The following is a 19065-nucleotide window of genomic DNA, read 5'->3' as shown; positions in this document are numbered from 1 at the left end:
GCGGATGGCCCTGGCGAACGACATCGTGGCCAGCTACCGGCGTCCGGGAGAGATCCTGCGCCGCCGGCTGGGACCGCCCGAACGGGCGGAGGCTCGGGCGCTGGTCACGGTGATGCTGGCCTGCTTTCTCATCTTCGTCGCGCAGTGGCCGCGCCTCAGCCGCGAGGCCGCGCTGACCGGGCAGGAGCTGAACATGCTGCTGGCAGGCGCGATGCTGGGGTGGCTGTTCGTGGCACCGCTGGTGCTTTACGGCATCGCCGGGGTCAGCCATCTGGTCGCCCGGTCGGTGGGCGGCCACGCCACCTATACCGAGGCCCGCATGGCGCTGTTCTGGGCGCTTCTGGCCGCGGCGCCCCTGTGGCTCTTCTGGGGGCTGGTCGCGGGATTCGTCGGGCCCGGCCCGGCGCTCGACGCCGTGGGGATCCTGGCCCTTCTGGCCTTTCTGGGTCTCTGGGCCGGCGGGCTCTATGCCGTGGAGCGCGCATGACCGATCTGGTTTCCGTGAAGGGTCTTCTGGGCCTTGCCGCAGACAGCGTGCGCGCGCCGCGCCCGACCTTCGCGCGCCTGCTGGCGCTCGGCATTCCGCGCCAGGTGCTGTGGGAGGCGCTGATCCTGGTCGTCGTCGTCTCCGTGATCCTCGCGGAGCTGGGCAACATGATCCTGCGCGCCACCATCGGCGCGGACGGCGAAGCCCCGCAGTTCCTGTCGCCCTTCGCCTTCGGGGCGCTGCAATTCGTCGTTCTGGTCACCTCTGCGCTGCTGATCGACCGGGTGGGCCGCGCCATGGGCGGCACCGGGGATCTGGCCGCAGCACTGCTGGCCGTGACCTGGTTGCAATTCATCATGATCGTCTTGCAGCTGATTCAGTCGGTGCTGCTCCTTGTCCTGCCGGGAGCGGCGGGGATCGTGCTGATCCTGGGGATCGTGCTGTTTCTCTATCTGCTCACCGCCTTCGTGGCCGAACTGCATGGCTTCGTGTCGATGGGTCGCACCTTTGCGATGATCTTCTTCGTGATGATGGGCGTTGCCCTTGCTCTGTCCTTCGTTCTGACCCTGACCGGGGTCGCCGTTCCCCGCTGAGGAGACTTTCGATGTACGACGTGGAGACGGTCCGCCGGGACTTCCCCATTCTTTCGCGTGAGGTGAACGGCAAGCCGCTGGTCTATCTCGACAACGGCGCGTCCGCGCAGAAGCCGAAGGTCGTGCTCGACACGATCCGGCGCGCCTATGCGGAAGAGTATTCCAACGTCCACCGCGGCCTGCACACACTGTCGACCATCTCGACCGAGAACTACGAGGCCGTGCGCGGCAAGATCGCCGCCTTCCTCGGCGCGTCCGACCCCGACACCATCGTGATGAACACCGGCACCACCGAAGGGATCAACATGGTCTCCTACGGCTGGGCCGCGCCGCGGATGGAGGCCGGCGACGAGATCGTGCTGTCGGTCATGGAGCACCACGCCAACATCGTGCCCTGGCACTTCCTGCGCGAGCGCCAGGGCGTGGTGCTGAAATGGGTCGCGCCCGCGGCGGACGGGTCGCTGGACCCGCAGACGGTCATCGACGCCATCGGGCCGCGCACCAAGCTGGTCGCGATCACCCACATGTCGAACGTGCTCGGCACGGTGGTGGACGTGGCCGCGATCACCCGCGCCGCCCATGAGCGCGGCGTGGCGGTGCTGGTGGACGGCAGCCAGGCGGCGGTCCACATGCCGGTGGATGTCGAGGCGATCGGCTGCGACTTCTACGCCATCACCGGGCACAAGCTCTACGGGCCGTCCGGCTCAGGCGCGATCTACGTCCGCCCCGAGCGGCTGGCCGAGATGCGCCCCTTCATGGGCGGCGGCGACATGATCCGCGAGGTCCATCGCGACACCGTCACCTACAACGACGCGCCGATGAAGTTCGAGGCCGGCACCCCCGGCATCGTGGCCCAGATCGGCCTTGGCGCGGCGCTCGACTACATGACGGGACTGGGGATGGAGGACATCGCCGCCCACGAATCCGACCTGCGCGACTATGCGCGGGGCCGATTCGGCGGGCTCAACTGGCTGAGCGTGCAGGGCGACGCGCCGGGCAAGGCGGCGATCTTCTCGTTCATGCTCGACGGCGCGGCCCATGCCCACGACATCTCGACCGTTCTCGACAAGAAGGGCGTGGCCGTGCGCGCAGGCCACCATTGCGCCGGGCCGCTCATGGACCATCTGGGCGTCACGGCGACCTGCCGCGCGTCCTTCGGGCTCTATAACACACGGGCCGAGGTGGACGTGCTGGTGGACGCGCTGGAGCTCTGCCACGATCTCTTCGCCTGACGGGGGCGGCGGAAAACCGGTTGCCGCGGCGGGCATCAGCGGTTAGGTCGTGGCACGGCCTTCGCCGGGCGACACGTCGAACCGGCATCGGTCGCCGCGGAACGATTGTGAGACGTGAGGAAACTGGATCAGGACAGAACGGCCTGCATCGGCACGACGGTTGAAGGCGCGCTGGTCGCGCCGGACCCATCCGCGCCATAGGCACCCGTAGCTCAGCTGGATAGAGTGCTCGCCTCCGAAGCGAGAGGTCGCAGGTTCAAGTCCTGCCGGGTGCACCATTTCTCCATTCAAGCCTGTCAAATTCCCTAACGCCTTGAAGGGAAAGGCAGTTTTGGTAGTTCCATACTCCTGATACCGGCAGTATGCCAGCGGCTCCGCGAAGGCCAATCTGAGGACTGTCTGCCCCAGTGCATGGGTCCCATTCTTGTAGATATCCCGAGGGTTGCCCGGCACGACGTTTTCCAACACGGCGCAGCGCGGGCGCTACGACAGCGAGGGGCGCGCTTGCCTGACGCTGGAGGAACTGGAACGCTGGCTGACGGTCGCGATCTGCAAGGACTACCACCAGTCGAGGCATCGGGGGCTGGAGGGCGCGACACCGCTTGCCCGGCTGGAAGAGGGGCTTGTGGCCTTGGGCAGGTGGGGCGGGGGGCATTGCCGTGCCACGCCTGATGGACAGCTACCTCATCGACTTCCTGCCGGTCGTACGCCGGACGCTGCAACGGGACGGCTTCACTCTCGATCACATCCGCTATTTTTCGAACGCCCTGAAGCCGTAGATCGCCTCGCGCGATGCGAGGGTCGAGGGGCAGATGATCCTCCGGCGCGATCCGCGCGACCTGTCGCGCGTCTATGTCCTCGATCCCTTCGACGGGTCGTGGCTGGAAGTGCCGTATCGCACCCTGTCGCGCCCTGCGATCACGCTCTGGGAACACCGGATGGCGTTGAAGCGCGCGGGACCGTCATGCCGCCCATGTCGATGAGGACATGATCTTCGCCGCATTCGATGAGATGCAGGAGATCGAGCGCAACGCGGTGCGGCTTTCCAAAAGCGCCCACCGCCGCAAGTCGCGGCCGGAGGTCGATCGGCCGGCACTCGCACCCGCGCAATGGACCGTGCCGGACGGGAACGGACCGCCATCCGACGCCGATACGGCACCGCCCCGCCCGTTCACCGACATCGAGGAGTGGTAATTGGCATGGATCACCTTCGCCTCGACGCACGCCGCATTGCGGAGCTGCCACCGGAAGACCGGCTGGCATGTCTGCGGTCCGATAGCTGGATCGGTTACACCCGTGCGGTGAGCGCCCTCGATCGGATGGATCTGCTTCTCGCCACCCAGGCGGGGCGCGTGCGACCCGAGAGCATGCTGCTGGTCGGCCCCAGCAACAACGGCAAATCCACGATCGCCGAGAAATTCCTGCGCCAGCACGCCCGCTATACGTCGGCCGAGGGGGACCGGCAGATCGTTCCGGTCCTGTCGGTGCAGATGCCGCCCGACGCAACCGCGAACCGTTTCCACGCCCTCCTTCTGGACAGTCTGGGTGCGCCGGTCGGACAGATGCACACGGCGGACAGGCGCGGCGCGATCGCGCTCAACCTGATGCGCGCCTGCGAGGTCCGCTTGCTGCTCATCGACGAGCTGCACAACGTGCTTTGCGTTTCCTCTTCGCGGCAACGCGAGCTTCTGGGGCTGCTGCGGTATCTCGGAAACGATCTGCGTATCCCGATCGTCGCCCTCGGAACGAAGGACGCCTGGACCCGATCTCGACCTTGGAGATCAGCGTCTCAGGGATCGTCACCTCGATCTCGTAGCCGCCGCCGTCGCCCTGGATCTCGAAGGCGGGTTCGCCCGCGCGCACCAGTTGCGACGGTTCGATCAGGCGCGCGGCGACACGACCGCCGTAGGGGGCGAGCAGTGTCGCGTCCTTCAGCCGGTCGCGCGCCTGCTCGATGCCGCTCTTCGCGACCGCGAACCGCGATCGGGCGCTGTCGAGCCTAGCCGCCGCGTCCTCGACCCGCGCTTCTGGGGTGACGCCACGCTGGTAGAGTTCGGTCTGCCGATCGAATTCCTGTTGCGCCTCCGTCAGATTGGCGTCCGCTTCGATCAGCGCCGAATGCCGTTCGTCGAGCTGGATGCTAAGGGTGCTCGCATTCACCGTCGCCAGAACATCGCCTCGGGCGAAATGGTCGCCGATCTCGACCTCGACGCTCTCGACCTGGCCATCGACCTCGAAGCCGAGCGGCGCGCGTTCGGCGGCGCGGACGGTGCCGTTGAGGACCCGCAGGATGGTGCCGTCCCAGGGCCGCGCCTCGGCCCAGGCGACGGGGGGGGCGGCCGCGCGGGCGCCCTCGCGTCCTCCTCGGGCCCGGCGGGCGACGGATAGGACAGAAGATCGTGCTCGATCCGGCGGCCGGCGGCGTGGATGGCGGGATAGGCGCGGGCCGATGGCAGGGCGCTGGCCGCCATCATGTCATGGGTCTGCGCGCCACCCGCTACGATCACGATCGCCACTGCCCCCTGCAGCAGTCCGAGCCCGGCACCGGCTGCGCGCGATATTGTGCCAGGGCGTCCGAGACGCCGCGAGAGGACTGTGGCAAGCAGCACGATCGCGGCCCAGACTCCCAGCGCGGCGATGAGGACCCTCCGATCGTCCTGCCAGAGGCCGATCCCGATCGCCGCCGCGAGAATGGCCGACAACCCGAGCGCCGCGGGGAAACCCGCACGCAGATTGGCGAGCAGGACGATCCCCACCGTGGCGAAAACGATCAGATCGACCATCGGAGCTCTCCTTTCGTCATCCGTGCGAAGCGCGGCGGCGTCCTACCCGCCGATCTGGCGCAGCAGGTCCAGGCGGTCGGCCATCTGCCAGGTCTCGACGATTCGCCCGTCCTCGATCCGGTGGACGGCGATCCCGTCGAAGGACACGTCGCGTCCCGTGGGCGCGACGCCGAACAGGGGGCCGGTATGCCTGCCCTCGACCTTGCCGATGACGGTCACCACACCGCTCGCGACATGGATGTCCTGAACGTCGAACCGGGCACCGTCGAGCGCACTGCGCAGGTCGGCGACATAATCGAGAAACGTGTCCCGCTCGCCCCCGGACTGGCGTTCGGCGACGCCGTGGACCACCCAGCGATCCGACAGGACCTGGTCGAGCATCGCCGCGTCGTTGGTATTGAGCGCGTCGTAGTAGCGGCCGACCATGTCGAGCGCCCGGTCGTCCGCGACCAGCTCGGATTCCAGCGTTTCCGCGAAATGGCCCACATCCGGCCCGGCCGAGCGCAGCCGGAGATAGCCCAGCACACGGTTGTCGCGCTTGGGATCGATGACGACGATCTCGCCTTCGAAGACCCGGAACTGTGTGAGCTCCTCGATATTGGTGAAGTGCGAGATCAACAGCAACGGTCGGTCGCGGTCCGGGTCGCCCTGCCAGTTCGAAATGCGGGCCCGCAGGTCGGTCACATCCGGCGCGCCCTGAAGCGACAGGAGCAGGTTCAGATTGCCATCCGTCTCGACGGGCATCGTCTCGGGCGCCGTGGCGTCGACCCGTCCGATGCCGGTCAGAAACTCGGCGACCGTCTGCTGGTTGCGGCACCATTCGCTGACCACGATCTGCGATGGCAGGATGTCGTTCACGGCCATCAGCGCGCCCAGATCGCGCATGTTCGCGCGGCCCTCGGGACTCATGATCCGCTGGTTGGCGCAGTCGGTCGGCGCGACCTCGTATTCGTCGAGCTTCGACCAGTCGGTCGGGCCGTGCCGCATGAGGTAGACCACGTCGTCGCGGCCGAACATGTCGCCCATGGACTGGAACGGCTCGAAGATCAGGCTGTCGTCGACATCCGCGGGGCTGTCGATCGGATAGGTCATCTCGCCCATATGGGTGGAGATCTGCTCGACATTCATCGCCTCGGGCGCCGTCGGCGTCTCCTGCGCGAATGCCGCCCCGCCGAGCAGGACGAACGCGGCGGCAAGCCGGGACGGCGCGGTATGGATAAACGGATGTCTCATAGCTCCTCCTTGATCGAACCGAGCGATGGAAGGCCGGGACGGCAATGCAGGATCGCTCGGTCCCGCGTTTCCTGAAGTTTACCGAGGGCGCGCCTTGCGGAAAACGACTAGGATGGAGACGCCGCGTTCCGTTGTCGGAACGCTATCCCGACCAGACCTGCCCCGTCGCGGCCCGTTTCCGGCCATAGGCGAAGAGCGCGCGCATATAGGCCGGGTCGAAGCGGTTCGACGGGTCCCACGGCGTGTCGAAATCGCGCCCGATCGTGGCGACGGAGAAGTCCATGCCGGTCCGGGCGGCGTAGCGGCCGGCGCTGGCCACCGCCTGGGCCGCCTGGGCGCGGACCATCGTGGTGAAGGTCTGCTGCATGATCGGGATCGCCCGCCGCGATACCGGCGTAGGCGGCGGCTCGAGCGTGTTGTTGACGAGGATGTAGAGATGCCCGCCTCGCCCGGTCGTCGCGGCGAGATTGGCGAAGGCGGCCTCCGGCACGGCCAGGAGCTGCATGTTCACGCCGCCATCCACATGGGTCTCGGCGACGTCGCCGATCCGGATCGTCACCGGCGGGAAGAGCCCCGGAATGCTGGCCGAGGCGAGCGTCACGCCGCGGAAGAGATCGTTTCGCCCGGCGGCTGCGATCGCGCCCATGTCCCAGACCCAAGGGCGCCCCGTGTCGAGGTTCGAGGTGACGACGAATAGGCGCTGGCCCTTGCTGTGTTCCTCGGCCACCCGGGCGATCACCGGGTCGGACAGGTGCCGCGCGATCAGCGTCCGCATCGGCGCGGACGAGGCGAGCGAGTCGGAGACGAGACCGCCGGGGATGCGGCGGCGCAGGATGTCCTCCTCGCCGTAGCTCGTGTAGATGCGGCGCAGTTCGAGATCCTGCGACGGCCCGAGGAAGGCGAAGGGCGCCATCAGCGCGCCGGTGGAGATGCCGGTGACCAGATCGAAGGTCGGACGCCGGCCCGTCTCCGACCATCCCGAAAGCACCCCCGCGCCGAAGGCCCCGTCCTCGCCCCCGCCCGACAGCGCCAGGATAACGGGCCGCCCGCGCATCGTCGGCAGGTGGAGGTGCCGGGCCCAGGTCTCGAACGACGCGTCCGCCGGCATCCGGAGCGATGGAATCAACGGCTCGCTTGCCCGCCGCAGCACCGGCGGTGCGGCCGATGCGCAGCCGCCGAGAGCGGTCATGGCCCCGAGGCCGGAGAGAAGGTCGCGCCGCTTCATTCGGCGGCCTCGCGCGCCCCGGCCATGACCGAAGTTCGACCACCGTCGCGTCCGAGATAGACCGTTTGTGACGGAAAGGCGAAGCCGGTGCGGCACATCTCGACGATGTCCATGCAGTCGAGCATCGGCGCCTCCTGGATTTCCAGGTAGCCGTTCCAGTCCTCGGCATGAATATAGGCGAAGATCTCGACGTCGAGCGAGTAGGCCGCGAAGCTGATGAACCGCACCCGCGCCGGGTCGGCATCGACACTGGGACGCTCGAGCAGCATCTGACGCAGCCGCCAGAGAAGCTCGCGCATCTGATCGGGGCTGGTCTCGTAGCGCACGCCGATCGTGTGGTGGAAGTGGAAGACGTCGCGGCGCGTGAAGTTCTCCAGGTGCAGCGACGAGAACTCGCCGTTCGGCACCGTGACGATGGTGCGGCCCAGCGTGCGGATTTTGGTGGACCGGATGCCGATCTCCTCGACCGTGCCGAGCGTCTCGCCGAAGCGGCAGAAGTCACCGACGCGGACCGGGCGGTCGGCGATCAGCGTGACCGAGCCGATCAGGTTCTCCACGAGCTTCTGCGCGCCAAAGGCGAAGGCCAGGCCGCCGATCCCGAGCGCGGCAAGCCCCGCGGTAATGTCGATTCCGAAGGCCCGCAATGCGAAGGTGAAGAAGATCGCCGCGAAGAGCACCTTCGCCACCCGCGCGGCCAGCGTGACGACCGAATAGGCCGTGATCGCGCCGCGGTTCGACATCCGCTCGAGCGTGATTTCCGCCAGCGCGTCGATCAGCCGCCAGGCGAACCACAACCCCGCGAACCAGAAGACGATCTGGACGAGGGAGATGAGCTGATAGCGCGCCACGACGGACACGCCGAGATAGCCGACGCCGAAGCCGAAGATCGCCGCGGCCAGCGCCAGCCGCAGCGGTGGCTCGGACGCCGCGATGAAATGCGACATCCGGTTCGGTCCCCGCTCCGACGCGATCCGGCGCCCGACCAGCCCGCGCAGGCGGAAGAGACCGAAGGCGAGGGCGTAGCCCGCGAGCGCGAACGCGCCCATCAGCGCCCAGTCGCGGGCTGGCACGCCGAGGATCGTCGGCCCCGCCGGGAGCGCCGCGGTCCAGCTTCGGGCCTCGTTGGCCAGTCCACCGGCCGGAGCTGTCCAGTCGGACAGGGTCTCGAAGCTTTCGGCGGATAGAAGCCAGATCCGACGGCCGTCGCGATCGACCCGATGCGCGAGAAGCGGTATGGTCTTCGTTCCGGTCCGCAACATACCGATCCGCTCGACGGCTGCGTCGAGGCCGTCGTCGAGCCGGCCTTCGGGAACGAGGCTGAGATCGGCGGATGGACTGACCTCTCCGGCCCGGTCGAGCGCGGCGCGCGCGTCCTCGACGGACCCGGCCGCGTCCGTCTCGACGAACCGCCGGATCTTCTCCGCGTCGCCATCCGCGAGCGCCGAGACGAGGCCTGTCACCAACCCCCGCGGTGTCTCGCGACCCAGGGGATCGGGCGGCGTCGCAGTGTCTTCCGAGACCGCCTCCACGCCACCCAGGCCGGGAACCTGCGCGGATGCCAGGACCGGGATTGTCGTCCAGGTCGAGAGCGCCAGGACAAAGCCGAGGGCGATCCGCACAACTTGGCGGGTCGGGTCCGGTCGCGCCCGGATCATGCTGCGGTCCATCCGCCATCGACCGACAGGTTCGCACCGGTGATCTGGGCAGCGTCAGGGCTCCTGAGGAACAGCGCCGCTCCGGCGACCTGTTCGGCGGTCACGAACTGCTTCGTCGGCTGCGCCGCCAGGATGACGTCGCGCGTGACCTGATCCTCGGTCATCCCGCGTGCCTTCGCGGTCTCGGGGATCTGTTTCTCCACGAGCGGCGTGCGGACATAGCCCGGCGAGATGCAGTAACAGGTGATGCCGTCCTCGGCCGTCTCCAGCGCCACGGTCTTCGACAGACCGGACAGTCCGTGCTTGGCGGCGACGTAGGCGGACTTGCCCGGCGAGGCGACGAGCGAATGGGCCGATGCGACGTTGACGATCCGCCCCCAGTCAGCCTCGCGCATGCCGGGCAGGACGTGACAGATTGTGTGGAACGCCGCCGTCAGGTTGATCGCCATGATCCGGTCCCAGGCCTCCGGAGGGAACGTCTCGATATCTTCCACATGCTGGATGCCGGCATTGTTGACCAGGATGTCGATCGCCCCGAACCGGTCCAGCGCTGCGCCGACCATCTGGGCGATCTGGTCCGGATCGCTCATGTCGGCCGGCGAATACATGGCCGCGATCCCGTGCTCCTCCTGAAGGAGCTGGCGCTCGCACTCGATCTGTCCGCTGTCGCCGAACCCGTTGAGCACGATTGACGCTCCCAAGCCGGCCATTCGTCCGGCGATCTCGAGGCCGATCCCGCTGGTAGATCCGGTGACCAGCGCGGTCTTTCCTTCGAGAGTCATGGCATCCTCCTCTGACGGTGGACCCGTCGCGCGGGACGGGACCGGGATTGATTGCGCACTTTACAGTTGATCGTCGCATGGGCGGTTTTGCAGGCGGCTTGGCGAGAATCTCCGTGCAGCTCATTCCGCGTCCTCCCGAACATCGAGCGCCTCGGGATCGGTCGTCCGCTGAAGCGGCGCCGGGCGCGAGACGTCGAAGGTCCGCATCTCGCCGGGCGCGGCGGCGTTCAGGAAGCGCTCCTTCTGCGCAAGGGTGCGCTGCGCATCCGCCTCGCCCGCCGCCCAGTGTTCGGTCATCGTCAGGCGCGAGAACTCGTAATCCTTGAACTGCCCTTCGCGGATCACCCCGCGATGGATGAGCTGGACGATGGTGACGCTGTGCTGGGTACTCTTCTCTCGCAGGGCCTCGACATCCGGATCATCGACGAGCTCTGGCGGCAGCTTGTCCAGCGGGCGCCGGACCAGGGCCTTGGCGCGATGCTTCTCGAGGCCGCGATCGGTGTTGAGCCGCGTCCGGCTGGAATAGCGGATGTCCTTCTTGCGCTCCTCGACGGCGCGCATGCTGCGCGGCATTGCTCCGATGGCGCTGAAGAGATCGACCTGGAAGATCATGAGGTCGTTCGTCTGGTCTTCGGCCAACACGTGCTCGAGCGGCGTGTTGGAGACCAGCCCGCCGTCCCAGTAGAACTCGCCGTCGATCTCGACCGCCGGGAAGCCTGGCGGAAGGGCGCCCGAGGCCATGACATGTTCGGGCCCGATCGTGTCGGTCTCGCTGTCGAAGTAGCGAAAGTTTCCGGTGGCCACGTTGACCGCGCCGAGGTTCAGCCGCGTCTCTCCGGCATTGATCCGGTCGAAGTCGACAAGCTCCAGAAGCGAGGCGCGGAGCGGTTCGGTGTCGTAGTAGCTTAGCCGGTCCGGCGGACCGGGAAAGGCCCAGCTCGGCACGATCCGCGGCCGGAACATGCCGGGCGCCCCGAACACGAGCGCCGTCGCGGCGCTTGCCGAATTGTAGGCCGCGCGAATTTGCGGATGGTCCCCGCCAGAGGGCAGCGCCCTGACATTGGCGGAGATCGCCGTCCAGAACGCCTGCAGGTGCGGCACCCGGTCCTCGGGCGCGTTCCCGGCGATGATCGCGGCGTTGATGGCGCCGATAGACGTGCCGGCCACCCAATCGGGCGCATAGCCCTCCGAATGCAACGTCTCGAACACGCCCGCCTGGTAGGAGCCGAGCGCGTCGCCGCCCTGCAGGACGAGCACCCGGTGGCGGCCATGCGGTCTCTGAACCGAATCCTTCATGACGTACTCCGTTCCCAGATGATCGCGGCCAGGAGGGCCAGGAGGATCGCGGCCGGCAGGACCGGGCCGCCGATGAGGGCGAGATGCGTCCAGATCGCGCCCGCGGCGACGAGGACGAGGAGCCATGCGCCCGGCACCAGCGTCGCGGGAAAGAGCAGCATCGCCGCGCCGAGGATCTCGAGGCCACCCACGAGGTAGGCGAAGCCGTAGCCCGTCCCCATGTTCAAGAAGATCAACAGCATCAGCGGGGCGTGGATCAGCTTGGCAGCGCCGGAGAGGGTGAAGATCCCGGCGAGCGCGTAGCGGATCAGTCCGAGGCCGAGGCGTACCCATGTCGGGCGCCTGGTCTGCGGTTGAGCGTAGGTCATGGAGGTGTCCTTTCCGTCTGGTGGCTCATTCGGCGGCGAGCGCCTCGGCCGTCTCCGCGGGCCCGTGGATCGGCATGTCCGGGTCGCCGAGACCGATCACCTCTTCCGAGGTGCTGGGATGCAGCGACATCGTGCGGCCGAGCTCGGCCTCGGTGAGGCCCGCCGAGAGCGCGACGGCGCCCATCTGAGCGGCCTCGCCGGCATGGGGACCGAAGAAGTGTATGCCGAGGAGGCGACCGTCTTTCCGGGCGACGATAGCCTTCATGAAGACGTCCTGGGGGTCGTTCGACAGGACGGCTGTGAGCATGGAGAACGCCTTGCTGCGAACCTCGAACGCTATCCCCGCGGCGGATGCCTCGGCTTCGGTCAGCCCCACCGATCCGCATTCCGGCGTCGTAAAGGTCGCCGTCGGGACGATGTCCTCGGGTTGGTCAGGCCGATGCCCCCGGATCGCGTCGATGCAGCGCCGTCCGTCCCGCACGGCCACGGGCGTCAGCATCATCGCGCCAGCGGCGTCGCCGATGGCGTGGATGCCCGGGATCGACGCCTCGCCCCAGGCATCGACCTCGACCTCGACCGCGCCGTCCGCGCCTTGCGCAACGCCCAGCTCGGCGAGGCCCAGGCCCGACGTGGCGGGCCTCCGGCCCACGGCCAGCATCACGTCGTCGAACCGGGTCGTCGTCCCATCGTCCAGCGTCAGCGTTGCGCGGGACCGGGTCGTGTCGATCGCGTCGATCCGCGTGCCCAGCCGGATATCGATGCCCTGCGCGCGCAGCGCGCGTTCGAGCCGGTCGGCGACATCGTGATCGAACCCGGCGATCAGACGATCGCCGACTTCGAACATCGTCACGGCAACGCCGAACCGGTGCAACAGGCAGGCGAACTCGGTCGCGATATAGCCGCCGCCGACGATCGCCAGGCTTTCGGGCAACGAGGCCAGGTGAAAGATGTCGTCTGACAGCAGCGCCCCTGCGGCGCCGGGCAGGTTCGGGACGAGCGGCGCGGCCCCGGTGGCGATCATGATGTCGGCGGCCTCGACGCGCCGGCCGCTGTCGGTTCGGACGACGCCCGGCAACTCGATCATCGCCCGTTCGGCGACGAGATCGACGCCCAGGGACCCGAGACGGTCGCGATGCAGGTCCGACAGGCGGCCGACCTCGCCCAGCCCTGCGCCGATGATGGCGATGTCGTATCTGTCTTTAGACAATGGTGTCGGTCATTGGGAGCCTCGGCAGGGTTCGGCGCGGCCTCGCGCGCGTGGTCCGGAAAGGCGGCGAATCCGGGAGGGGAGTGGGGGCAATCCGGAGTCGCCTTGCGGTCGTGCGCCGACAGGCCTCGCCGCGTCTCGTGTCGACACCCGGCACCCGGCACCGGGTAGCGGCGGTCGAGCGTATCGAGCGCGAGGCCGTTCTCCTCGTGGAACCGGTGCACCGGCGCCTCGATCTCCGGCTTCACGATGGCGCAGAAGCGTTGCGTCAGGCTCGCCATGCCGCAGACGGTCATCAGGTGGACCAGCTCGACCTGGGTGAAGGCGCGGGAGACGGGCTGAACGTATCTGCGCGGTGTCGTCAGCGGCGTCTGCGCGGAGAGCCAGGCGAACTTCAGTGCGGCGCGCTCCGCATCCGTGAAGGGGACATCCACGTCTGGATCACGCGCAGCATTCCATGCGTGGCGAACCCTCTCGGCGGCCTGTCCATGCCGCCCTCCGGCGATCCAGGCCAGATAGCCCTCGATGGCGGCGAGATAGTCGTGGCCGCGCGCGGTAGCCGAGACCTGCGCCATCAGGTGCTTCAGCTCCGAGGGAATCGGCGAGTGGTCGCGGTCCTGCATCACCTCGGCGTAGAAATGCGCGTGCCGGGCGCGCAGCGGCTCAGGCCAGAGCTGCATCCAGTCGGGGAAGATCCCGATCTCGGTCTGCGCATAGGGCTCGACGCCGCCGGCCTCGGCGACGATGGCGTCGTATTTCGCCATCATCTCCTCCATGCTCGGGCCGCCCTGCGGCAGGTCGTAGTCGAGATTGGTCGATGCGCGGTCCTCGCTGACGCCGTGCCGTCCAGCTTGGACGCCGGCCTTTTCGCTGGCCTCGGCCGCCCATTCCGCCTCGACCTTCACGCCGGAGAGATCGTTGAAGACGTTAAGGAAGCCGAAGGCCGAGGCAATCATGGCCGTGCCCATGATGTTGGCCTCCACGTCCTCGCGCGTCACCCGGGCCTGCGGGCGCAGGTCGCTGAGACACCCCAGCGCCTCGCCGGACACGCCGTTCGTCGTCGCATCTGCCGCGAGGTCGACCAGTGCCAGCTCGAACGGCCCGATGGGGCTCTTCTCGGGGGCGTCGCCCTTGCGGGCGGCCTCGACCATCTCGCCCATGCCGAGCGACATCTCGCCGCCCGTGGCCCTGGAATGGACCATGCAGTAATTGCAGCCATGGGCGTTGGAGGTGGAGAATGCGGCGGCCATCATCACCGGCGCGCCGAGCTGGTCCTTGCCGAGCCCGATGGCGCCCGCATTGTGGCAATAGACGAAGAGCTTGTAGGCCTCGGGCCAGTGGTGCTGGTAGTAAAAGCAATTGGGCCAGAAGCCGAAGAACTCCTTGTAGAAGCGCAGGATCGGCCAGGCTTCGGGATCGTCCGTGCGGCTGCCGTCGCTCTCGGGGATGAGGTCGCGGAGCGGCACATCTTCGGCGCCGGACGCCAGCTCCGCATCCGACAACTCGTCCAGCGGCAGCCGCCCGTGCTGGGCCCGCGCCAGGGGCGCGAGGCGACCAGCCTCTTGCAGCGCGACCACGTCGGTCGAGCCGTTCACGTGGAGATCGCCCAGAAACACCTGCGGCACGGTCGCAATCCCGGAAAGGTAGACGCTGGCATCGGCGTTGCGATCGCTCGCGGTCACGTCGATCTGCTCGTAAAGCAGCCCTTCGGCATCGAGCGCTCGCTTGGCGCGCGCGCAATAGGGGCAGTCGGGTTTGGTGAAGGCGGTGATCGGCGCCGGCATGGCATGTCCTTTCGGGTTTTCCTGTCGCTCGCGCCCAATCTACGGACTTGCGAGCGCGCAAGAAGTCGCCAGACTGGAACCCGCCGTTCCGATCGGGGAACGGCGCGACGCAACGCGAGGATCGGCCGATGACCGCCGCCAAGCCCGGGCTCGACGACTTGCATCTCTTCGATCTCGTCCGCTCGGCGGGCAGCATCAGCGCGGCCGCGCGCAGGACGGGCACGTCCAAGGCGACGTTCTCCCGCGCGCTGTCGCGGCTCGAGGCGGTGGCCGAGGCACCGCTCTTCGACCGGGTCGGCACCGGGCTGAAGCTGACCCAGGCCGGCGCGGCGCTGATCGAGGCGGCCGAGGCCGCGAGCCGGGCGCTCGGCCCGGTCCTGGCGGAGCTACACCGTCGCTACCCGGAGGTCCGCCCGCATGTCACCGTGACCGGCATGGGGCCGGACCCGCTGGCCGAGGATCTCGACGTGGTGCTGCGGCTCGGCCGCCCCGACGCGCCGTCGCTCATCGCCCGGCGGATCGTCGATGCGCCGCTCCGGCTCTACGTTTCCGCGCTCCGAGCGAGCGAGATCGACCTCGACGATCCGCAGGCCGTCGAGGCTGAGGGCCGTGTCGTGATCGACGTGCCGGGTCTCGCCCGCGACTGGGTGCTGCACGATGCGACCGGCAGGACGCTGCGCCTGCACGGGACGCCGATGGCGACCGTCGGCGATCCGACCGTGGCGCTCGGTATCCTGCGGGCGGGCCACGGCGCCGCCTTCCTGCCGTCGCTCTACGGCGAGCCGCGCGTCGAGGCGGGCGACTTCGCGCGCGCCCTGCCGGGCTTCGAGGGGCCGCGGGTCGAGATTTTCGCCGCCTTCCCCCCGCGCCGGGCCAGCGTCCCGGCGGTGCGCGTCTTCATCGATCTGTTGAGCGAGGCAGCCTGCGCGATGGCCTGACCCCGCGCGGGCTCCAGTGGCAGCGCCATTCCGTTCGCGGAACGGCGCGTTCCCGAACCGGCGCTATCCGGGATCGAACACATCCCTATTCTCTTCCGTATCTCCAGGGGCGCATCGGACTCTGATCTTGCCCCCGTTTTACCGGACACTCAGGCGGTTGCGGTTTGGGCTGCGATGAACTCGCGTGGTGAGCGCATCTTCAGCCCCGAGTGCGGGTGATTTTCATTGTATTCCTCGAACCACCCGGCGATCAATCCGAGGACGGTGGTGGCGTTTGGCAGCGGCGTAACGTTCACGTAGTCCCGCTTCAGCGTGTTGACTAAGGCCTCTGATATTCCGTTGCTTTGCGGACTCTTCACCGGGGTGAAGCAGGGTTTCAGGCCGAGCTGCCGGGCAAAGATGCGGGTGTCTTTGGCGATATAGGGCGATCCATTATCGCTGAGCATCTCGACGGAGTGCGGTGCGCGATGGCCGCCGAACCGCGCCTCCACCGCCGCCAGCATCATGTCGCGCACGTCCGACCCGCTGATGCCCATGTTCGCGACGGCGCACCAAGAGGTGATCTCGCGATCGTGGGCGTCGATGATGAACGCACCGCGGACGATGTCATCATTCCAACAAGTGAACTCAAACCCGTCCGAGCACCATCTGAGGTTCGAGCGCAAGGTCACGACCTTGCCGTTGTGGGTGCGGTCAGGCCGCTCGGTGTAGGGCCGCGCCGAAAGCAGATTCTGGGCCTGCATAATGCGGTAAACGCGCTTGTGGTTGACGGGTTCTGCGCCTGTAGCGCGCAACTGCCGGTTCAAAATGGCCGTGATGCGGCGATATCCGTAGGTCGGCCTTGCCGCCACCAGCGCGGTGATCAGCGGCACCACCGCCGCATCTTGCGCTTTGTGATAGCGCCGACGCGGCTTTGCGCTTCCTGTCAGACGCTCATGCAGGTTCGACCGGGAGACGCCCAGGGTTGCGGCCAGGGCGCTCATCGGGAACCGTCCTTCGGCTGCGACTGCGCAAGCCACGTCAGTTTTTTTGAGCGCGATTCATCCAGCGCCTCCTTGAGGATCTCGACTTTTAGCGTCTTGCGCCGAGCTGGCGCTCCAGTTCGCGGATGCGATCCTCCATCTGGCGGACGGCGCGATTGCTCGTGACGTCATCGTCCCCGGATACGGCCACAGCTCCCCCTTCCAGCATCAAACGCCGCCAACGATACAGCAGGTCCGGCGCCACGCCATTGCGGCGCGCCACGACTGAGATACTGGCGGTCTCGTCCAGCGTCTCCTCGACGATCCGCAGCTTCTCGGAAGACGACCGGCGCCGCCTGCGGCCGACATCGGTGATGATCTCAAAGTCAGACATAAGCACGTGCTAAGGGCTTTCCCTAAGCCTCCATGGCTATGCCCGAGTGTCCGGTCGAAACGGGGGCCAGTTCACGAGCCCAATGGACGACGGTTTGCGAACAGGTGTTCGTCGAGGCACTCGTCGCGGAGGCGTCCATCGAAGCTCTCGACGAAGCCGTTCTGCATGGGCTTTCCGGGCGCGATCTAGTGAAGTGGTCCCAGTTTTCCGGACAGTGCAGCGGCTGAGCTAAGGTGTATCCTGGTTCGGTTTCATGCCGCCATTTTTTGATCTCGACCTTTCCAATATGCCTCCCTTGGCGTTCGCCGTTCAAGGGCGGTATGCGGGCGTTTATCATTGTAGAACCCGATCCAGTCGCGGATCATACGGCGGGCGTGGAAGCCGTCGGTGATCTCGGTCAGGTAGATCGCTTCCTGCTTCAACGATCGCCAGAGCCGTTCGATGAAGATGTTGTCCATACAGCGTCCTCGACCGTCCATGGAGATGCGGACCCCGGCCTCGGTCAGGGTCGTGATCCAGGCCGATCCGGTGAACTGGCTGCCCTGGTCGGTGTTCATGATCTCGGGGGTGCCGAACCGCGCGATGGCGTCTTCCAACGCTTCGACACAGAAGTCGGCGTGCATCGTGTTCGACAGTCGCCAGCTCAGCACCTTACGCGTTGCCCAGTCCATGATCGCCACGAGGTAGGGGAAGCCGCGCTTCACAGGAATGAACGTGATGTCGGCACACCAGACCTGGTTGGGTCGGTCGATCTGCATCTTCCTCAGCAGATAGGGATGAACCGGGTTGGACCTGTCGCGGTTTGATGCCGCTCCTTTGATAGCATTTACTGCAACAAAGGAGACGAACTATGGGATTGAAACGGACGGACGAATTCCGCCAGGATGCGGTGCGTATTGCGCTGACCAGCGGGCTGACGCGCAAGCAGGTGGCTGATGATCTGGGCGTTGGAATGTCGACGCTGAACAAATGGATCACAGCGCATCGAGACACGAACGTGGTTTCACAAGAGGATTTGGACCTCGCCAAAGAGAATGAGCGGCTTCGACGTGAGATCCGGCTTCTCAGGGAGGAGAGGGAAATCCTAAAAAAGGCCACCCAGTTCTTCGCGGGCCTAAAGCAATGAGATTTAGGTTTGTCGAGGAACACAGGAACCATTTCCCAGCCAACCGTTTATGCAGTGTCGTTGGCGTCAGCACACGTGGCTTGCGGGCCTTCCGTAGCCGCCCTGCCAGTCGCAGACAACGATCTGATATGGTCACGCTTGCACACATCAAAGAACAGTCCCGCCTGAGCCTTGGTAGCTACGGCAGGCCGCGAATGACCGAAGAGTTGAAGGAGATCGGCCTGGACGTCGGTCATCGCCGTGTGGGCCGTTTGATGCGCCAGAACGGCATATCTGTCGTCAGAACCCGCAAACACAAGGTGACGACCGATAGCGATCACAAGTTCAATATCGCGCCGAACCTGCTGGATCGAGACTTCAACACTGATGCGCCCAACCAGAAGTGGGCCGGTGACATTAGCTATGTCTGGACCCGCGAAGGCTGGTTGTATCTGGCCGTAATCCTCGATCTGCATTCACGGCGTGTGATCGGCTGGGCCGTGAGCAACCGGATGAAACGCGACTTGGCGATCCGGGCGTTGAACATGGCCATAGCTTTTCGGGCGCCGCCCAAAGGCTGCATCCATCATACGGATCGCGGGTGGCTCTGTTGCACAAACCCGGTGAGGGATTCATGTCGTGAGTCCAGCGTGGTAGCTGGACGACATGAGCAGACCCACACCGCCAACCTACACGACCAGGAACTGGCCGGCCTATAATGAAGCGCTCAAGCGCCGTGGCTCGCTGACGATCTGGTTTGACCCAGAGATGATCTGGGATGCTGCGCCGACCGGCAAACGCGGCCGACAGCCAACCTACAGCGATACCGCCATCCAGACATGCCTGACGATGAAGGTTCTGTTTGGCATGGCGTTGCGCCAGACGACCGGGTTCGTCGAGAGCCTGTTGCGTCTGATCGGTTTGAACTGGGCGGTGCCCGACTTCAGCACGCTATCGCGCCGCCAGAAAACGCTGGCCGTGAACATCCCGTATCGTGGCTCCAACGGCCCAGTGCATCTCC

Annotated in this window: 18 protein-coding genes, 1 tRNA gene and 4 pseudogenes; 11 read left to right on the top strand and 12 right to left on the bottom strand. The window is 66.8% G+C overall.

What is annotated here, in order from left to right; translation table 11 throughout:
• Positions 1 to 4 precede the first annotated feature (4 nt).
• The 8 genes and pseudogenes from KW83_RS17625 to KW83_RS22050 form a co-directional block, all read left to right on the top strand.
• Positions 5 to 487: a YIP1 family protein gene (locus KW83_RS17625; protein ID WP_036181624.1), complete on the top strand. Its 483-nt coding sequence runs from the start codon at positions 5 to 7 to the stop codon at positions 485 to 487.
• On the top strand, positions 484 to 1080 hold the full coding sequence (locus tag KW83_RS17620) for a YIP1 family protein (RefSeq protein WP_036181621.1): 597 nt from the start codon (positions 484 to 486) through the stop codon (positions 1078 to 1080). Before KW83_RS17625 ends, KW83_RS17620 begins: the two co-directional genes overlap by 4 nt.
• A gap of 11 nt (positions 1081 to 1091) precedes the next feature.
• Positions 1092 to 2312, top strand: coding sequence for a cysteine desulfurase (locus tag KW83_RS17615; protein ID WP_036181618.1), 1221 nt, complete (start codon positions 1092 to 1094; stop codon positions 2310 to 2312).
• Between the two features lie 201 nt (positions 2313 to 2513).
• A tRNA-Arg gene (locus KW83_RS17610) sits at positions 2514 to 2590 on the top strand.
• A gap of 381 nt (positions 2591 to 2971) precedes the next feature.
• Positions 2972 to 3091: a Mu transposase C-terminal domain-containing protein gene (locus KW83_RS20190; protein WP_152563644.1), complete on the top strand. Its 120-nt coding sequence runs from the start codon at positions 2972 to 2974 to the stop codon at positions 3089 to 3091.
• Positions 3092 to 3124: 33 nt separating this feature from the next.
• The gene (locus KW83_RS20770; RefSeq protein WP_152563643.1) at positions 3125 to 3295 is read left to right on the top strand and encodes a hypothetical protein; all 171 of its coding nucleotides are present in this window, start codon (positions 3125 to 3127) and stop codon (positions 3293 to 3295) included.
• 4 nt (positions 3296 to 3299) lie between these two features.
• Positions 3300 to 3506: a hypothetical protein gene (locus tag KW83_RS22055; protein ID WP_051928634.1), complete on the top strand. Its 207-nt coding sequence runs from the start codon at positions 3300 to 3302 to the stop codon at positions 3504 to 3506.
• A pseudogene (locus KW83_RS22050) lies at positions 3422 to 4012 on the top strand (TniB family NTP-binding protein); the annotation flags it as partial. The gene KW83_RS22055 and the pseudogene KW83_RS22050, both read left to right, overlap by 85 nt.
• Here the strand turns inward: KW83_RS22050 and KW83_RS21610 are convergent.
• The 9 genes from KW83_RS21610 to KW83_RS21605 form a co-directional block, all read right to left on the bottom strand.
• Complete coding sequence (locus KW83_RS21610) at positions 3945 to 4601, bottom strand: efflux RND transporter periplasmic adaptor subunit (protein WP_235191462.1); 657 nt, start codon at positions 4599 to 4601, stop codon at positions 3945 to 3947. The pseudogene KW83_RS22050 and the gene KW83_RS21610 overlap by 68 nt on opposite strands.
• Before the next feature lie 536 nt (positions 4602 to 5137).
• Positions 5138 to 6328, bottom strand: coding sequence for an ester cyclase (locus tag KW83_RS19400; protein WP_051928633.1), 1191 nt, complete (start codon positions 6326 to 6328; stop codon positions 5138 to 5140).
• Between the two features lie 142 nt (positions 6329 to 6470).
• A complete protein-coding gene (locus tag KW83_RS17585) occupies positions 6471 to 7553 on the bottom strand; it encodes a patatin-like phospholipase family protein (protein ID WP_051928632.1) in 1083 nt (360 codons plus the stop codon).
• On the bottom strand, positions 7550 to 9208 hold the full coding sequence (locus KW83_RS17580; protein ID WP_161785525.1) for a mechanosensitive ion channel family protein: 1659 nt from the start codon (positions 9206 to 9208) through the stop codon (positions 7550 to 7552). Before KW83_RS17580 ends, KW83_RS17585 begins: the two co-directional genes overlap by 4 nt.
• Complete coding sequence (locus KW83_RS17575) at positions 9205 to 9990, bottom strand: 3-hydroxybutyrate dehydrogenase (RefSeq protein ID WP_036181599.1); 786 nt, start codon at positions 9988 to 9990, stop codon at positions 9205 to 9207. Before KW83_RS17575 ends, KW83_RS17580 begins: the two co-directional genes overlap by 4 nt.
• Before the next feature lie 120 nt (positions 9991 to 10110).
• Positions 10111 to 11286, bottom strand: a complete 1176-nt coding sequence (locus tag KW83_RS17570; protein WP_051928631.1) for a patatin-like phospholipase family protein — start codon at positions 11284 to 11286, stop codon at positions 10111 to 10113.
• Positions 11283 to 11654: a DoxX family protein gene (locus tag KW83_RS17565; RefSeq protein WP_051928630.1), complete on the bottom strand. Its 372-nt coding sequence runs from the start codon at positions 11652 to 11654 to the stop codon at positions 11283 to 11285. The genes KW83_RS17570 and KW83_RS17565 overlap by 4 nt, the downstream gene beginning before the upstream one ends.
• 25 nt (positions 11655 to 11679) lie before the next feature.
• Positions 11680 to 12738 carry a dihydrolipoyl dehydrogenase family protein gene (locus KW83_RS17560; protein WP_051928629.1) on the bottom strand — a complete coding sequence of 353 codons (1059 nt, stop codon included), beginning with the start codon at positions 12736 to 12738 and terminating at the stop codon, positions 11680 to 11682.
• Entirely contained in the window at positions 12735 to 14645 is a 1911-nt protein-coding gene (locus tag KW83_RS21605; RefSeq protein ID WP_081904691.1) for a glutaredoxin domain-containing protein, read from the bottom strand. The genes KW83_RS17560 and KW83_RS21605 overlap by 4 nt, the downstream gene beginning before the upstream one ends.
• A gap of 128 nt (positions 14646 to 14773) precedes the next feature.
• Here KW83_RS21605 and KW83_RS17550 point away from each other — a divergent pair, with 128 nt between their 5' ends.
• Complete coding sequence (locus KW83_RS17550) at positions 14774 to 15583, top strand: LysR family transcriptional regulator (protein WP_036181597.1); 810 nt, start codon at positions 14774 to 14776, stop codon at positions 15581 to 15583.
• A 149-nt stretch (positions 15584 to 15732) separates the two neighbouring features.
• Here the strand turns inward: KW83_RS17550 and KW83_RS17545 are convergent.
• From KW83_RS17545 to KW83_RS17535, 3 genes and pseudogenes are all read right to left on the bottom strand, one after another.
• Positions 15733 to 16939, bottom strand: a pseudogene (locus KW83_RS17545) (IS3 family transposase).
• 92 nt (positions 16940 to 17031) lie between these two features.
• Positions 17032 to 17124 (bottom strand): annotated as a pseudogene (locus tag KW83_RS20180) (integrase core domain-containing protein); the annotation flags it as partial.
• Positions 17125 to 17190: 66 nt separating this feature from the next.
• Positions 17191 to 17760 (bottom strand): IS3 family transposase, encoded by a 570-nt coding sequence (locus tag KW83_RS17535; protein WP_152563640.1) that lies wholly within the window; start codon positions 17758 to 17760, stop codon positions 17191 to 17193.
• A 29-nt stretch (positions 17761 to 17789) separates the two neighbouring features.
• On the opposite strand from KW83_RS17535, the pseudogene KW83_RS20760 reads away from it, so the two are divergent.
• Both KW83_RS20760 and KW83_RS17520 read left to right on the top strand, forming a co-directional pair.
• Positions 17790 to 18688, top strand: a pseudogene (locus KW83_RS20760) (IS3 family transposase); the annotation flags it as partial.
• A 22-nt stretch (positions 18689 to 18710) separates the two neighbouring features.
• Positions 18711 to 19065, top strand: a 355-nt coding sequence (locus tag KW83_RS17520) for an IS5/IS1182 family transposase (RefSeq protein ID WP_036181687.1), incomplete at its 3' end; no start/stop codon positions are given.

Origin of the sequence: Palleronia rufa (assembly GCF_000743715.1) — a bacterium.
GTDB classification, from domain to species: domain Bacteria; phylum Pseudomonadota; class Alphaproteobacteria; order Rhodobacterales; family Rhodobacteraceae; genus Palleronia; species Palleronia rufa.
Note: the sequence above shows the minus strand (reverse complement) of the source record. Positions and strands in the feature narration are given on the sequence as shown.

Coding starts and splice junctions, on each gene's coding strand:
- KW83_RS17570 (WP_051928631.1), bottom strand. CDS start 11,286: ATGAAGGATTCGGTTCAGAGACCGCATGGCCGCCACCGGGTGCTCGTC.
- KW83_RS22055 (WP_051928634.1), top strand. CDS start 3,300: ATGATCTTCGCCGCATTCGATGAGATGCAGGAGATCGAGCGCAACGCG.
- KW83_RS20770 (WP_152563643.1), top strand. CDS start 3,125: ATGATCCTCCGGCGCGATCCGCGCGACCTGTCGCGCGTCTATGTCCTC.
- KW83_RS17550 (WP_036181597.1), top strand. CDS start 14,774: ATGACCGCCGCCAAGCCCGGGCTCGACGACTTGCATCTCTTCGATCTC.
- KW83_RS17620 (WP_036181621.1), top strand. CDS start 484: ATGACCGATCTGGTTTCCGTGAAGGGTCTTCTGGGCCTTGCCGCAGAC.
- KW83_RS17625 (WP_036181624.1), top strand. CDS start 5: ATGGCCCTGGCGAACGACATCGTGGCCAGCTACCGGCGTCCGGGAGAG.
- KW83_RS17615 (WP_036181618.1), top strand. CDS start 1,092: ATGTACGACGTGGAGACGGTCCGCCGGGACTTCCCCATTCTTTCGCGT.
- KW83_RS17575 (WP_036181599.1), bottom strand. CDS start 9,990: ATGACTCTCGAAGGAAAGACCGCGCTGGTCACCGGATCTACCAGCGGG.
- KW83_RS17580 (WP_161785525.1), bottom strand. CDS start 9,208: ATGATCCGGGCGCGACCGGACCCGACCCGCCAAGTTGTGCGGATCGCC.
- KW83_RS17585 (WP_051928632.1), bottom strand. CDS start 7,553: ATGAAGCGGCGCGACCTTCTCTCCGGCCTCGGGGCCATGACCGCTCTC.
- KW83_RS17560 (WP_051928629.1), bottom strand. CDS start 12,738: ATGATCGAGTTGCCGGGCGTCGTCCGAACCGACAGCGGCCGGCGCGTC.
- KW83_RS17565 (WP_051928630.1), bottom strand. CDS start 11,654: ATGACCTACGCTCAACCGCAGACCAGGCGCCCGACATGGGTACGCCTC.
- KW83_RS21605 (WP_081904691.1), bottom strand. CDS start 14,645: ATGCCGGCGCCGATCACCGCCTTCACCAAACCCGACTGCCCCTATTGC.
- KW83_RS19400 (WP_051928633.1), bottom strand. CDS start 6,328: ATGAGACATCCGTTTATCCATACCGCGCCGTCCCGGCTTGCCGCCGCG.